At 39.9% G+C, this 15,527-nt stretch carries 13 protein-coding genes; 2 read left to right on the top strand and 11 right to left on the bottom strand.

Annotation, left to right across the window (positions count from 1 at the left end):
* Positions 1-385: 385 nt before the first annotated feature.
* Genes QVH07_RS15095 through rpmH form a run of 5 tightly spaced genes read right to left on the bottom strand, consistent with a single transcriptional unit; the run spans position 386 to position 3,827 of the window.
* The gene (locus QVH07_RS15095) at positions 386-895 is read right to left on the bottom strand and encodes a DUF2480 family protein (RefSeq protein ID WP_290001940.1); all 510 of its coding nucleotides are present in this window, start codon (positions 893-895) and stop codon (positions 386-388) included.
* Positions 892-1,581 carry a tRNA (adenosine(37)-N6)-threonylcarbamoyltransferase complex dimerization subunit type 1 TsaB gene (gene tsaB, locus QVH07_RS15090; protein WP_290001935.1) on the bottom strand — a complete coding sequence of 230 codons (690 nt, stop codon included), beginning with the start codon at positions 1,579-1,581 and terminating at the stop codon, positions 892-894. The genes QVH07_RS15095 and tsaB overlap by 4 nt, the downstream gene beginning before the upstream one ends.
* 5 nt (positions 1,582-1,586) lie before the next feature.
* Entirely contained in the window at positions 1,587-3,269 is a 1,683-nt protein-coding gene (locus QVH07_RS15085) for a S41 family peptidase (protein WP_290001933.1), read from the bottom strand.
* On the bottom strand, positions 3,229-3,621 hold the full coding sequence (gene rnpA, locus QVH07_RS15080) for a ribonuclease P protein component (RefSeq protein ID WP_290001931.1): 393 nt from the start codon (positions 3,619-3,621) through the stop codon (positions 3,229-3,231). Before rnpA ends, QVH07_RS15085 begins: the two co-directional genes overlap by 41 nt.
* Before the next feature lie 47 nt (positions 3,622-3,668).
* Positions 3,669-3,827 carry a 50S ribosomal protein L34 gene (gene rpmH, locus QVH07_RS15075; protein WP_084421262.1) on the bottom strand — a complete coding sequence of 53 codons (159 nt, stop codon included), beginning with the start codon at positions 3,825-3,827 and terminating at the stop codon, positions 3,669-3,671.
* A gap of 128 nt (positions 3,828-3,955) precedes the next feature.
* Here rpmH and QVH07_RS15070 point away from each other — a divergent pair, with 128 nt between their 5' ends.
* Entirely contained in the window at positions 3,956-5,596 is a 1,641-nt protein-coding gene (locus QVH07_RS15070; protein ID WP_290001916.1) for a M61 family metallopeptidase, read from the top strand.
* Positions 5,597-5,623: 27 nt separating this feature from the next.
* Here QVH07_RS15070 and QVH07_RS15065 read toward each other — a convergent pair whose 3' ends face one another.
* The 4 genes from QVH07_RS15065 to QVH07_RS15050 form a co-directional block, all read right to left on the bottom strand.
* Positions 5,624-7,669, bottom strand: coding sequence for a M16 family metallopeptidase (locus QVH07_RS15065; RefSeq protein ID WP_290001913.1), 2,046 nt, complete (start codon positions 7,667-7,669; stop codon positions 5,624-5,626).
* Between the two features lie 27 nt (positions 7,670-7,696).
* Entirely contained in the window at positions 7,697-9,031 is a 1,335-nt protein-coding gene (locus QVH07_RS15060; protein ID WP_290001912.1) for a M16 family metallopeptidase, read from the bottom strand.
* Positions 9,032-9,182: 151 nt separating this feature from the next.
* On the bottom strand, positions 9,183-10,181 hold the full coding sequence (locus QVH07_RS15055; protein WP_290001907.1) for an adenosine kinase: 999 nt from the start codon (positions 10,179-10,181) through the stop codon (positions 9,183-9,185).
* A gap of 181 nt (positions 10,182-10,362) precedes the next feature.
* Positions 10,363-11,526 carry a hypothetical protein gene (locus tag QVH07_RS15050; RefSeq protein WP_290001904.1) on the bottom strand — a complete coding sequence of 388 codons (1,164 nt, stop codon included), beginning with the start codon at positions 11,524-11,526 and terminating at the stop codon, positions 10,363-10,365.
* A 210-nt stretch (positions 11,527-11,736) separates the two neighbouring features.
* On the opposite strand from QVH07_RS15050, the gene QVH07_RS15045 reads away from it, so the two are divergent.
* Entirely contained in the window at positions 11,737-12,897 is a 1,161-nt protein-coding gene (locus QVH07_RS15045) for a DUF4934 domain-containing protein (protein WP_290001902.1), read from the top strand.
* Here the strand turns inward: QVH07_RS15045 and QVH07_RS15040 are convergent.
* The gene (locus tag QVH07_RS15040) at positions 12,894-13,766 is read right to left on the bottom strand and encodes a glycerophosphodiester phosphodiesterase family protein (RefSeq protein ID WP_290001900.1); all 873 of its coding nucleotides are present in this window, start codon (positions 13,764-13,766) and stop codon (positions 12,894-12,896) included. The genes QVH07_RS15045 and QVH07_RS15040 overlap by 4 nt on opposite strands.
* A 100-nt stretch (positions 13,767-13,866) precedes the next feature.
* Positions 13,867-15,180, bottom strand: coding sequence for a 30S ribosomal protein S12 methylthiotransferase RimO (rimO, locus tag QVH07_RS15035; RefSeq protein ID WP_290001896.1), 1,314 nt, complete (start codon positions 15,178-15,180; stop codon positions 13,867-13,869).
* Between the last annotated feature and the right edge of the window lie 347 nt (positions 15,181-15,527).

Here is a 15,527-nt window from a genome sequence, read left to right as displayed (position 1 = left end):
GCTAGCGTTCATCCTGAGCCAGGATCAAACTCTCCATTGTAAATTGTCTATTAACTTATTGTCTCTCTTTTCCTATTTCTTCATGCCCCTAAGTCATAGCCTAAACTATACCTTAAAAACACTCAGGTTTTCGCCTTACATCATCTCAAAGAACTTGTTTCTGATCATTTATCAGAACTTGTGAGGATCATTTTCCCCAAATGCGAGTGCAAATATCGGGATAATATTTACATCTGCAAAAAGAAAGTTTAAAATAATTTACAAGAATCTAGAATTACCCCCGAACACATCTCAACTTCCAGATTCACTTTCTTTTTTTGGGACTGCAAACTTACTTGATGGCTAATTATTAACCAAAACAATCAAGACAAACACTGCAAAAATATTATGCCTTTGGCTTTTTATAAAGAGGAACAGTACTGCATGGCTCTCCATACATCACAGACCTGGCATAAGGCATCACTTTGCTAAGCAATTCGCCTTGGGCATAAAGTGAATGAGGCAATTGACTACAGCCCTTAATGATCACCGGTCTATCTCGCAAATCTTCGACATCTATCTCGTCAATAACGTGATCTACCAAAGATCTCTCTGCTTCAAATTTATCCCCCAGCACGAAGTCATATGCTATACCTTTTAAATAAGTACCCACCAGCATGAATGCCCAACTTGGGACCACGGCATCCGCGGTACAGGTTACTGCCACGAGTTTATCATTGTATTCAGACCAATCCAATTGCTTCAAGGAAGCCCTGAAATCTTTTTCCTTCAGAATTAATTCCTGAAATAGAAATGGCTTCAAATCAAACAAAACAATTTTATCCCTAGAATAAAGCTCCTCCAGATCAATAGTAACCAGAGAACTATTCGCTACTCTATTTACAATTTCACTCATTTCAGTAGTAGATTTTTCTTCGATTTAAGCACCTTAAATTCTTTAAGATAGTTGGGGACAAAATAAGCAGTGTCTTCAAACTCCTGCCTCTGAAGCTTTTTCCAAGCAATTTCTCCCATTTCTCTTGCGGAAATAGACCCATCTACAAAAACCGTATTTTGAGAATCAATCAATTCCTTAGTTTTTGCGATTCCATCACCCACAAAATAAACAGGTCCTTCATTCAATAGGTTCGAAAAAGAGCTTTGCTCTAAAACCAAAGAACCTGTTTCCCCTATTTCACTAAGACTCGAATCAAAGACCTGGAAATAAACCTCCATCCTTCTTGCATCCAAAACAGGTATAATATGACCTGTTTCCACTCCATTATTGAAAACTTGTTTTGCTAGGGACTCCATGGCGCTAACACCGATAATTGGAAGGTCCAAGGCATAAGCCAATCCTTTAGCCGTGGAAACGCCAATTCTTAAACCAGTGTATGAACCAGGACCAGAGGAGACCGAGATAGCTTCAAGGTCTTGAACGGATAAGTTCTCCCCCTTTAAGCACTGCTCGACAAAAGGCATCAATTTCAATGAGTGGGCATTCTTTTCATCAGTCTCATTTAATTGTAATAACTCACCTTCTCTATGCAAGGCTACAGAGCAAACTGTAGTAGAAGTCTCTATGGAAAGGATTAATGCCATTAATCTTATTTTGCGGATGCGGTAAGCATATTTTGCATGAGATCCTGATTATTCAAATACTTCATTGCCACCTCAATATCCTCATCATAATCCAAACCTGAAGCAATCATTCCCTCTTGGAAAAAAAATCTAGAAGCAATTTCTCCTGAAATAATTCTCCTGATTTCCGCCTGATGGGTAATCAAATCCTGCTCCTTATTGTGATTAACCCTAGACTTAATAGCCTCCAACTCTTCTTTTATTTCGTCAAAATATTCTTCTTTCTCGGCGTATTTCTCTAAATCCTCAAGCGACTTCTCCACATAGGTAGTGTAGTCATATTCTCTGCCTTCGAGAAACTTTACAAATTCTTCGTAATCCTCATCAGAAATAGCAAAACTTCTAGGATTGTCTACAGGCTCCTTTTTATAATAATACTCAGTAGCGAAATCAAAAATATGATTACCCGCCACAAGGGTGTAGGAAATAGGAGCATATTTTCTTGGGTCTACTTGCTCATCAGGCTCTATTCCAGCACCGTCCAAAACTACCCTCCCATTTCTTGTTTGGAATTCTTTCCGAAGCGAATCAGGTATCGTACTGATCTCACCAGATTCTCTTGACTGTGCATAATCAATTGCCTGAACGCATCGCCCGCTTGGAATGTAATATTTTGCTGTGGTAACTTTTACCTGTGCATTGTAAGTCAGGGGCAATGAGGTCTGAACCAAACCTTTCCCAAATGACTTCCTACCGACTAAAACAGCTCTGTCATAATCTTGTAAAGCACCAGCTACAATCTCAGAAGCTGAGGCGCTTGATTCATTGATTAGTACAACCAGAGGAATATCTTTATCTAATGGAGTCTTGGTGGTTTTGTAGGTATAATTCACCGTTTCAAGCTTGCCAATGGTTTTTACAACTTCTCTTCCTTTCGGAATAAAAAGGTTTACTATTTCCACTGCTTCATTTACCAGTCCTCCTCCGTTATTTCTAAGGTCTAAAACCAACCTCTCCATGCCCTGAGATTTCAAATCTTCAAAAGCCCTTCGAACCTCGACTGAAGCGTTGGTAGTGAACTCTGCCAATTTTATGTAACCAGTCTTATCATCAAGCTTTCCATAATATGGGACATTGCTGATGACGATTTTTTTTCTGGTCAAATCAAAATTCAATGTATCCTGATCTCTCAGCACCTTTACTTGAACCGTCGTATTGGCAGGACCTCTCAATAATTCAGAAACTTCAGCAGTAGTCTTATCGGTTACATCTACGGTATCAACATTAAGCAAGAAATCCGCAATTCTAATCCCTGCATCCTGCGCTGGAAAACCCGTGTAGGGCATGATGACAATATTTCCTTCTCCTCGATTTCCGATAAGAGCCCCCACTCCGGCATATTCTCCCGTGGTCATTTGTCTGAAATCCTCTGACTCCTCCTCGGGAATATATTCTGTGTAAGGATCCAATTCTTCAAGCATGGCATTAATCCCAACGGTCACTAATTCATCAGCGTCTATCTCTTCCACATAGTAAGAATCCAACTCCCGCATCAAGGTCGCGAAAATGTCGATGTTCTTTGTAAGAATAAAAAGGCGATCGTTTTTTACGGTAAAGGCTAGGGCTCCGCCCAAAATCAGGACAATTGCAAGTCCAGAAAGAAGGAATCTAATCGGAAGTATTTTCTTCATTACTATGTAGAATTTCATGTTTTAATCGGTTCAAAATCTTACAAATACTTTGCTCGATTTTTTTGAACTCCATAATCTCCTCAGAAACGAAAATAAAGCCAAGATTGATTGGAGGACAGCCAGTTAAAATATGTTTATTTAATCTGTAGGCCTCTCTCATTCGTCTTTTAATCAGATTTCTCTGATGGGCTTTTTTAAGCTTCTTTTTAGGTGCAGAGAAAAGCACCATTGGATTTCCCTCTGATCTTGATGAATCAGTCTTAAGGATTACCTTAAATGGGTATAAAAAAAAAGAGGAACCTTCGTTAAAAAGTTCCTTGATTAATTTTTCTGAGTGTAGTCTCTCACTCTTTGGAAGTGTGAAATTCATCGCAAGGAGTTCAATCGTATGTGAACATACGAAAAAACTGCAAAGAATTACTTCTTCAATGTCTTTTCAGAAGAAACACTAAGTTTCTTTCTACCTTTAGCTCTTCTGGCTTTAAGAACCCTTCTTCCGTTTGCAGAAGACATTCTTTCTCTAAAGCCGTGCTTATTTTTTCTTTTTCTGCGAGAAGGCTGGAATGTTCTTTTCATGATCGAATATCTTTAACTAATTGCGTTCTGTTTTTGCTCCCGGATGCTGAAGCCTCCAAAAGGACTGCAAAGATAAATAGCATTTATTTAAATACAAACTTGAAAACATAATTTGTCCTTTTCAAACTATGATCAAATATAAAATAACTGTTTCTGAACCTAGTACTCAGTTTTTAAAAGTCAATTTGACGATATCTAATCCTTTCGATCAAAAATTAGGGCTTCAGTTTCCTGCCTGGAGGGCAGGGAGATATCAGCTAGCCGATTATGCTAAAAACGTCAGGAGCTTTGCCGTAAGGCAGTCAGGAGAAAAGGTCTATTTAGAAAAGCTGGCAAAGAATTCTTGGCAATTTAATATGAAAGCCGATAAGGAGTACGAAGTCTCCTATGAGTACTTTGCTGGAAAAATGGATGCCGGCTCATGCTACATAGATGAGGAGCAGATTTATATCAATTTTGTGAATTGCTGTGTGGAAGTCCTCGGGGTCAGTTTCGGAGAGATTCAGGTAGAGATTGATCAAAAACTTTTTAAGTCCAAAGTTTGCACTCTTACAAAATTGAGGCACAATCTTTTTCAGGCCCAAAGCTTTCAGGAACTTGCGGATAGTACCTTTTTGGCAGCCCGAGAATTAACTCATTGGACCTATAAAGTAGCTTCTGTGGATTTTAATGTTTGGATAAAGGGTAAAATCCATTTTGATAAAAAGACATTCTTAAAAAACTTCTGTGCTTTTACGGATCGCTTAATCAATGATTTCGGGGAGTTCCCTGAAAAGGAGTATCACTTTATTTTACAACTACTTCCATACAAGCATTATCATGGTGTCGAGCATAGAAAAGGCACAGTGATCACCTATGGCCCAGCAAGTGAATTAGAAAAATCAGAGAATATGGAAGATCTGCTGGGGGTAAGTTGTCATGAGCTGTATCACGCTTGGAATGTGTGCAGAATCAGGCCAAAGGAGCTTATTCTTTATGATTTTGGAAGAGAAGTGTACACTGATGCAGGATGGATTCTTGAGGGAATCACCACTTATATGGGAGATTTGTATTTATTAAAATCAGGAGTTTATGAGCTACCCACTTATTTGAAACATTTGTCAAAGGTATTTCAGAGGGAAAGCATGATACAGGGCTATCAGCACCAAAGCATCCTTAATTCCAGTTTGGATCTTTGGTTAGACGGCTACCAAACAGGGATTCCTTATCGCAAAACCAGCATTTATACCCATGGAGCATTAATCGCCTTTAGTCTGGATTTACTTTTGCTTTCACAAGGAAAGCGCCTCTCTTCAGTCATGACCCAAGCCTGGGAGAAGTTCGGAAAACCCAACTCCGGTTATTCCCAAAACTCCTTTTGGAGGCTTCTAAAAAGAAACTCCGACATATCAGACGAGCTGGATGACTTCTACAGGGAATACATCGATAGCACCGGTGACATCATAAAATACCTGGAAGGTCTTGTGCCTTCCATAGGATTGGAAATAGTAAAAACTAGACAAGAAGATCCTATCCGGTCGGAACTCGGGATTATTACTTCCGAGTCGAAGGTTACTCAAATCCATCCCATGTCCATTGCTAAAAGAGACATCATAATTGGTGATAAAATCAGCGCAGAGGATTTTGCTAAAACCCTCAGGGTTCAAGTCGAGCGAATTAATGGGAATACATATCAATTCAATTATCCCAAAAAGGATAGAAATCTCTTTCCTCTCCTATCGATTGAGCTAGCGGAAAAAAATGATTTATTTTTAAAATGGAGCAAATAAAAAAGGAGCCATTCGGCTCCTTTCTCTTTAATTAAAATCTGCATCAGTCAGCGGAGGGTTAATCTCTATTGAGGTGACCTTAGCTGCGAGTGGAACAGGAATCGCTGGAGATGTGATCGTCCATAGCATTGGAACCAGGATCCCATCTTTTTCTTCATACTCAGAAAAGACAGTATCACCAGAATTAGGATTTTCATTCTTGATTTTCAATCCTGAGTCTACTGCATAATAGTTGGTCATAAATGTACCAGCACTATTGGTGACAATAACTTTATAAGCATCTACACCATCTACATCTTTTACACCGTCTAGCTTAAGGTCATAGCCTAAAGATTCATAGTACAACTCAGGAATAAACAATGCACTCATTTGAGCCTCATTGTACTGTGCCTCGTTCATTTCTATATTCTGACCTTGAGCTGAAATGGATCCTTTACCATCAACCATAGAAGTAGATTGCATCACATTACCTGCAAGAGAGGTTTTCTGAGCATATCGCTTATTCTCATCATCGTAAACAGAGGTAAGCGTAATGGCATTACCCATCACGTCTGCGTCCATACTCACCTTCGCGGATTTCACTGCCATGGCTGCATCCCTTCCTCCGATAGCCTCGATATAATTTGCCAAAACCTGATCTACAGTCATGCTTGCATCCATTGCAATCTCTCTGGCTGGATTCCCCATATTATCATACATTTTCACCTCACCAAATCGCTCCAGTTTCTCAGCGATCTCCGAACCGTTTCCTACTGCCGTAATGTATAGCTTGCTTGGATCGATTAGCTCCTTAGCGGTAGAGTTAATATCTTCTATTGTCAGCTCATCAACCTTCTGAAGATAGGTAGCATAGTAATCAGATGGCAGATCATATCGCTCTGTATTCAATGCAAAGTTTGCTATGGTAGAAGGGCTTTCAAGAGATCTTCCGAAAGATCCGGAGATGCTCGCCTTGGCTAATTCAAGTTCTTCTTCAGTTACGCCTTCGGCCAACAGTCTGTCAATTTCGGAAACAAACTCATATACCGCAGAATCAGTCACCTCAGTTCTTACAGAAGCATTGGCAGAAAACTGACCCACTAGCTCATCTGAGCTGAATGAGGAATATGCACCATAGGTGTATCCTTTATCCTCTCTGAGGTTTTGAAATAAACGACCCGATGAACCACCACCAAAAATTTGATTTAAAAGCCTTGACGAAATATAATTCTCGTCACCCAAGGTCAAATCGATCGGCTGGACCACGTCAATGACTGTTTGAACAGAGGAACTTCTATCCACTAATCCGACCATGGTTTTATCCGTTCCGGATGGCATTTCATATTCGAAGCTAGGTACCTCTCCTGGTTCCCAATCACCGAAATACTCAGTAACAAGTTCTTCAGCCTCTTCTACACTCATGTCACCTACAATTGCCATGTAGGCGATATTCGGCTTAAAAAATGTCTCATAATAGTTTCGGATGTCCTCAACCTCAATATTGTTAATGGTCTCTTCGGTAGAGAATTCCCCATACGGATGATCCTTTCCATAAACCAATGCTGAAGTAAGTCTTCCCGAAATCGCACCTGGATCATCCTTGGTGGTAGCCAAACCGGTTAAAGACTGCTTCTTAAGCTTATCCAACTCCTCTTGAGGGAAAATAGGATTGTAAAGCACATCAGTCATCAATTCAAGAACTTTCTCCTGATGCTTTTTAAGTGAAGAGCCAAACATAGAAGTAGAGCCGGCACTTAGGCTTGCTCCGATAAAGTCGATCTCCTCATCCAGTTCATCCTTTGTTCTATTGGTGGTTCCTGCTCTCATCATTTGACCGACAAAGCCCAAGTAACCTGCCTTCTCACCTTCGAAGATCGGATCTCTTTCAAGAACCAGAGTAAATGCAACTCGTGGTAATTTGTCATTTTCTACTACGAAAACTTTCAAACCATTTTCCAAAGTGAAAGTCTCAGCTTCCCCAATTTTAAGTTCCGGTGCTGGACCGGCCTCCGGTAATTGACTTCTATCCACCTGGGCAAAACCAGTCATCGAAATCAAAAGGGAAAGTATTAATGATATAGATATTTTTTTCATGTCTATCGCAAATTCTAAAATCGATGATTATTCTTCGGTTGTACTTTCTTCAGTCTTTGGTAAGTAGTATAAAACCACTCTTCCATCAAGGTTAAGATATTCTTTGGCTACCCGCTGTAAATCAGCTTTGGTCACCTGACTGTACTTTTCCATAGTCTGATTGATGTAATTAGCATCTCCAAAAATAACATGAGCTTCAGCAAGGTTCTGTGCTATCCCCGCCATGGAAGAATTCCCACTCACAATATTATTTTCGATGATGTTCTGAAGTTTTTCGTAGTCCTGATCAGAAATTCCTTCATCCTGTACCTGTTTGATTAATTTATCCACTTCAGTTTCTAATGCCTCTGGCTCCACTCCCATATTCGTAATTCCATACATGATAAAAATTCCTCCATCTTCTAGCTCCAGAGGAATAGCGGCTATCGCCAAAGCTTTTTGCTGCTTATCTACCAGCTCCTTGGTCATCAAAGATGAACTCCCTCCAGTTAGATAAGTTGAAAGCATAGATAGTGCGTAGGAATCAGGGTGATTTCTTGGTGGAAGATTATAGGCCTGGATCACAGCAGGAATTTGGATGTTATCATAGATAATATCCCTGATTTCTTCAGTTTTCTTAGCCTCAGTCACATTAGGGCGATAGATTTCCTTGGAGCCCATAGGAATTTCTGTAAAGTATTTTCTTACCCACTCCTCGGTTTGCGCATAATCTATATCCCCTGCTATGGTTAACGTCGCGTTGTTTGGTACATAGAAATCATTGTAGAATTGCTGAAACTCTTCGATGGTGGCAGCATTTAAGTGGTCCAAGGACCCTATTGGCGCCCATCGGTAAGGGTGATCAGAATAAGCACGCTTTAATGTCTCCGGAAGAATGGTACCATAAGGCTGATTTTCATATCTCTGTCTGTACTCTTCTTTCACCACTTCTCTTTGAGTCTCTACACCCGTCATGTCTACTTTGGAGTGTAGCATACGCTCACTTTCCATATAAAGAGCAAGCTCTAACTCATTTGAGGGCAAAAGCTCATAATAATAGGTGATATCATTAGAGGTGAAGGCGTTCAAAGTTCCACCACGGCTCTCAATGATTTTCATGTATTGACCACGATCGATGTTCTCTGATCCTTCGAACATTAGATGCTCAAAGAAATGAGCAAAGCCTGTTCGTTCTGGATTCTCGTTTTTCGATCCCACATGGTAAAGCACTGAAGTGATTACAATGGGTGTGCTGTTGTCCTGATGCATGATTACATGCAGACCATTATCCAAGGTAAATTCCTTGAAATCGATCTTTTTTTGAGCCAAAACCGGCAAAGTCATCAGAAATGCCATTAGCCCAAGGAAGGTAGATTTTCGCATTGGTTATTCTAGTTTAATTTTATTTACAGTTGGATTCGAATATGACTGAAAAAAGTTTCAGTCTTTCTAAATTTTGAACACGTGAAATTAAGTGATGAAAAGAAAGAATTGTTTCTAACAGGTCAATTTTTTCGTGAAATAATCCTAAAATTTAGCTTGGTTCAAGCCTAGCCAAAATGTCTTTGGCTTCATGCCACTGAAGTCGAGGGCCAAACTGACTCACTATTTTTGAGCTAGCCATCGAAGCTAATTTCCCGCTGGAAGCGTAACTATGCCCATTGGTGATTCCAAACATGAATGCTCCCGCAAACATATCTCCTGCCCCATTGGTATCTATGGCTTCAGTAGCATAAGGTTCGATATCGATGAAGGTATCCCCATCGAAAATCATGGCCCCATTTTGACCTTGGGTAATCACAAAGTGCTTAGCGTATTTCTTTAACTCCTCACGGGCTTCCATCAGATTATCTTTTCCCGTGAAAAGCATGGCTTCTTCTTCATTTGAGAAAAGCATATCTACACCATCTCCCAGAACCTCAGCAAAAGGTTCTCTAAAGTATTTTACCATAGCCGGGTCTGAAAAGGTGATGGCCACCTTTACTCCATTTTCCTGAGCTACTTTCTTGGCATGCTTCATAGCTGCCTTCCCATTTTCTGAGGTAATCAGATAACCCTCTATGTATAAATATTGGGAGTCCTTAATTGCTGCTTCATCGATGTTAGCAGGTGAATAGGTTTCTGTAATACCTAAGTAAGTATTCATCGTCCGCTCAGCATCCTCAGTAACCATGACCAGACATTTACCAGTAATTCCCTCAGGAAGCTTCTCCGGATCGAGGTTATGATCGACCCCATTTTCTTTCATGTCATTCATATAAAAGTGGCCCATTTCATCATTGGCCACCTTACAGCAGTAGAATGAATTTCCACCAAACTGGTTCACCGCGATGACGGTATTTCCTGCTGAACCTCCACATTGCTTCTTTGCCTCAGCGGTATTAATTACCCGCATAAGTTCATTTTGGCGAGCTTCATCTACCAGGGTCATCAAACCTTTTTCTACGCCGTTATCGGCGAAAAATTTATCAGTTGTTTTGAACTCAATGTCCACAAGGGCATTCCCTATACCGGTTACGTCGTATTTTTTCATTTATTTATTTTGGTAAATAATTAATTTTTTCTGGGAGTAAGTTTTTCTTCGATCATCTGCCTCCCTTCTTTGTTCGAGATTCCGCGTTCGAAATTCGACATTTCGTTCTCAATGGCATCAATTAGGCAGGAAGACTTGAAGTTCGACTCCTCCTCGCATTTCTTTAATCGTAATTAGCAATTCAATCAAATATTTTATGCCTCTCAAAAGGCTTTTCCCTATCGAACAAGTAGCGATAGGTATGATGAGTTTTATATATCTCCGCGAGCAATTGCTCACATACCCTCATCATTTTTGGATTAAAATCTCCAATCCAATTCATTTCAATGGTCTTATAAGGAAAATCAGATTTCCCACTCATCTTATCATAAGTAATGATCATCGCAGATTCCACTCCTTTGCCCTGATGCTCAGGGACCACACCAAAAACCAAACCCAGCATTTTATTGGGTGGAAAGAATGTCTTATACCAAAGGAACTTAAGCTTTCCAAACAAATCCATTTTTCCATTCACATGCTTGAAGATTTGATTGATTTCAGGAATCTGAATAAAGAAACCCACGGGTTCATCCTTGTAAAAAGCGAAATAAATCAGCCTTGGGTCAATGATCGGCTGCATCTTTTTAAACATAAGAGTAGCCTCTTTCAAGGCAATGGATTTTCCCATGTGCCTTGCCCAGGCCTTATTATACACCTCCATAAAATAACCGGGCGCTTTTTCCTTTAGCTCCTTCCCTTTTATGTATCTGAAGCTGTAATCCGGATTTTCCATGATCTGATTCGCCCGTTTGATCATCTTTTCATCGAAGCCCAGATTTTGGACCGGTCTCATATAGGTAAACTGTTTGAAATAAAGCTTAAACCCGTATTCTTCAAAGAAGTCCTGATAGTAGCCAAAATTCCATGGCATATTGTAATTCGGCTCTGAAAAGCCATCCACCAATAAACCCCACCATTTATCTCGTTCTCCGAAATTAATCGGGCCATCCATGGCTTCCATTCCTTCGGATTCAAGCCATTCTTTAGCGGTTTCAAAAAGCAGAAATGCAGCCTCTTTATCCTCAATGCATTCAAAGAACCCAAGCCCACCGGTAGGTTGCTTTTCTTTAATTTTTGGATTGATAAAAGCTGCTACCCGACCAATAGTCTGCCCTTTGTCGTCTTGGAGAAGCCATCTTTTGGCTTTGGCACCCTGCCGAAAAAGCTTATTAGTTTCTGGGTGAAAGAGACCTTCGATATCCTTATCGAGTGGACGGATCCAGTTCTTTTCGTTTTTATATAGCCTTACGGCCATTTCTATAAACTCCTGCTGCTGAGCCGGAGTAGTCACTTCAACTAAATTCATTTAAACTTCTAAGCAATTTGCTTCAAAAGTAAGATGTTATGGCTAAGTAGCCAAGTCTTGATAAAATCACCAAATGAATCCATTTACCCTTAAAAACGGCCTTCAAAAAAAAAACTCTTGCTTAGTTTACCTAAATTTAAAAAGAGACAAAAGAATTTATAGTTTTGAAAAAACCGGATTGATGTAACTATCGAGCCCTGTCCTATTCAAATGAAATTATACCATAACCATCTTTCAATTACGGCAATTTTACTAATAGCATTACTAAGTCATAATTGCTCAAATAAACAAAATGGCGAAATTAATCGGTTAAAATCCATAAGTCTTCCGGAAGCCAGAACCGAAAAATTAAGCCAATTTGTTTCCGAGGTAGATTACTTGCTCCTACCGGAAAATACCAGCGCTGTTCAAATTGACAAGATGCAGAAATTTGGTGATTTGATTTTTCTGGGTGATTATGAATTAACTCGAACTCTATCTATAGTAAATTTAAGGACTAGAGAGTTGGTCAACATCGATAGATTTGGCGGAGGACCTGGAGAATATCAGACCATATTGGACTTCACTATCAACCGTGAAAAAGAATTTGTTGAAATTCTGGATTTAAGAAAGTTAATCAGCTATGACTTTAATGGAAATTTTATTGAGGAAACTAAAATTCCAGCCTCCTTTGGAAAAATCGCAAGTTTCGCCGAAGCTAAATACGTTGCCTATATGCCAAAAAGTCTACATCCAAATTTTGAAAGACCTGACAGTGAATCCATACTATGGATGTGGGACAGAGAATCTGGCAATGTAGAAAGGATAGCTTGTGGATCTGAAAAATTGAATCTTCCATTTTTCACTGAAAGAAATAACCTCACTTTTCTAAACAATGAAATTCTATTTTCTGCAAATTTCTTAGATTCTGTATATGTTTTTGACGAAGAGTTGAATATGAGAGAGGTAAGATATTTTACAGGAAAAAAAGATCATATGCCTAGGGATTTAATCAATCAGTATAAAGGTGATTTCCCGGAAGAGCTTAGAAATGAATACTTTTTTCATTTACCAAATCTTCTTGAAAGCCAAAACTATTTTTTCACAACATTGATAAGCGGATCTCAATGGGTCAATCTGCTTTACTTTAAAACTGACAATTCTACGGTGACCTTTTCAAAAATCGAAAATGATATTGATGGTGGATACCCATATATGCCTATACTTCATCTGGATGATAATTATCTGTACTCCTTAGTGGAACCCCAATACCTCATGGAGCATTACGAGGGATATGAAGATAAACCAATTGGTAAATTCTCGGACTTCACTTCGAATCTTTCTATAAACTCCCCTTTGGTTTTGATTCGGTATAAGTTGAAGGAAGCCTAATCTAAATTTTTAGCCAAATTCGGGTAATCGGTAATAATACCGTCTACGCCCATATCCAAAAGTTTCTGCATCTGCTCTGAAGTATTCACGGTCCAAGGAATCACCTTCATACCTTTGGACTGAAGGTCCTTGACGATATCTTCCGTCAATGCAATAAAGTAGGAAGAGTAAATCTCAGGCTGAAAACCCAGTTCATCGAGATCCTCTTTATATTTCGAAGCGTTTTCTACAAGCATCGCCAAGGGCACTTCTGGATAAGTTTTATGAATGTATTGAAGAACCCGGAAATCGAAAGACTGAATATTCACTCGCTCCCATCCAATTTCTTCAGAAATCAAATTAACCACCATGTCTGAAAATTCAGACACCACGGGATGATAAATCCCATCTCCTTCAGGTGAACTTTTGATTTCAATATTGTACCTGGGTTTTGGATAACCCATATCCTCTGCATATTTCTCAGCTACCGCAAAGACGTCTTTCAGTAAGGCCTTAGTCGCAAAAAACTTAACTTGTTGAGGATAGCCGGGATGAACTTTGCTCCCGCAGTCAAAAGCCAGAATTTCTTCAAAGGTCATCTGGAAAATATTGAAAGAGTGATCTCCCCTCTCAATTTCATTTCCATCCTGATCCAGACAAATAGCCGGATTCATAAAAGGCTCATGCGATAGAATTATTTCCCCATCCTTTGTAATGGCTAAATCCATCTCGAGTGTAGTGACCCCCAAATCCATGGCCTTGATCATGGCAGGGATGGTGTTCTCCGGCATGAGCCCTCTCGCACCTCGGTGCCCCTGCAGGTCATATGAGAATTGTGCCTGAACCATAAAGGGTAGGATAAAAAAGAATGATAACAGATTTTTTTTCATCTGATAAAAATAAAAGGTCTCCGATAAAGTACCACTCCTATCGGGTTAGGGAATCATTAATTATTGAGTTGCTGCTTCTCCAGAAGCAGGGCTCATTGGTCTAGCTAATCACCTCTCCATAAAGATCGAACTCCGAGGCTTCGGTAATTTTTGCTTCCACAAAATCTCCTATTCGACAGTAGAACTTGGAAGCATCAATCAAAACTTCATTATCCACTTCCACCGAATCAAACTCGGTTCGTCCCACGAAATATCCCCCTTCTTTTTTATCAATCAGTACTTTGAAGTTTTGACCTACTTTTTTCTGGTTTGAGTCAAAGGAAATTTGCTCCTGGACTTCCATCAGGTGATTAGCTCTTCTCTGCTTTTCCTCCTGAGGAAGTAAATCTTCCATTCCAAAAGCATGTGTATTTTCTTCATGGGAATAGGTAAAAACTCCCAGCCTTTCAAATTTCATGCGCTCCACGAAATCCACCATTTCCTGAAATTCCTTCTCTCCTTCTCCTGGATGACCTGCGATTAATGTAGTTCTGATCGCGATCTTTGGTATTAGCTCACGAATGTCATGAATGAGCTTTTCCTGCTTCTCCCTGGAAGTTCCGCGGCGCATAGCCTTGAGCACATCTGTGGAGCCATGTTGTAAAGGAATATCCAGATAATTGCAAATATTCGATCGCTCTTTCATCACCTCAATCACATCCATGGGAAAGCCTGTTGGATAGGCATAATGAAGTCGAATCCATTCTATCCCCTCCACATCGGAAAGTCTTCTAAGAAGCTCGGCCAGATTCCTTTTCTTGTAAAGGTCCAAACCATAATATGTGGAGTCCTGAGCGATCAAGAGTAATTCTTTGGTTCCCTGAGCGGCTTTATGTTCTGCTTCCTTCACCAGCTCTTCAATGGGTCGAGAAACATGTCCTCCACGCATCAGCGGAATGGCACAGAAAGAACACGGTCGATCACATCCCTCAGAAATTTTCATGTAGGCGTAATGAGCCGAATGAGTTAGTAACCTCTCCCCCACCAACTCATGCTTATAATCCGCCTTGAACTTTTTCAGGATGGCTGGGAGATCTCTGGTTCCAAAAAACGCATCCACCTGAGGGATTTCTTTTTCAAGGTCATCCTTGTAGCGTTGAGATAGGCAGCCGGTCACATAAACTTTATCTACAATTCCTTGCTCTTTCGCATCGGCATATTGCAAAATCGTATCAATGGACTCCTGCTTGGCATTATCTATGAACCCACAGGTATTGATGATGACGATATTATTGTCATCCGCATTTGATTCATGTCTTGCATCAATTCCATTCCCTTTTAATTGGGTGAGCAAAACCTCAGAATCCACCAGATTCTTTGAGCATCCCATGGTCACGATATTGACCTTATCCTTTTTCAGCGTCTTCGTCTTCACAAATTTCCTTCTTTATTTTCCACAAAGGTAGATAAAAGTCCATGATCATCAGCCATTCGCTCCATGACAAAGACTTATTCAGAAAAGAAGGCCATCCGAGGACAATTGTTATCCCAAGGTTAATTTTTTCAGAGCCAAAACAGCCGAAATTCAATGATTCAATCAGTTTTCCCCAATCATATAATTGGGTTATTACCATTTTATTAATGAAGTAAATTAATCATAAACTAACCTTAACGGCTGCAATACCCATTTCAAGGGCCGTGATCTCTACTTTTGAGTGTACAGCAAAATTTTTTAACTCCTTGCATTTATTTTTCGCCCCGACCTGGTTTCGGGGCTTTGCT

This window comes from Algoriphagus sediminis (genome assembly GCF_030403435.1).
In the GTDB taxonomy this organism is placed as follows: Bacteria; Bacteroidota; Bacteroidia; order Cytophagales; family Cyclobacteriaceae; genus Algoriphagus; species Algoriphagus sediminis.
Note: the sequence above shows the minus strand (reverse complement) of the source record. Positions and strands in the feature narration are given on the sequence as shown.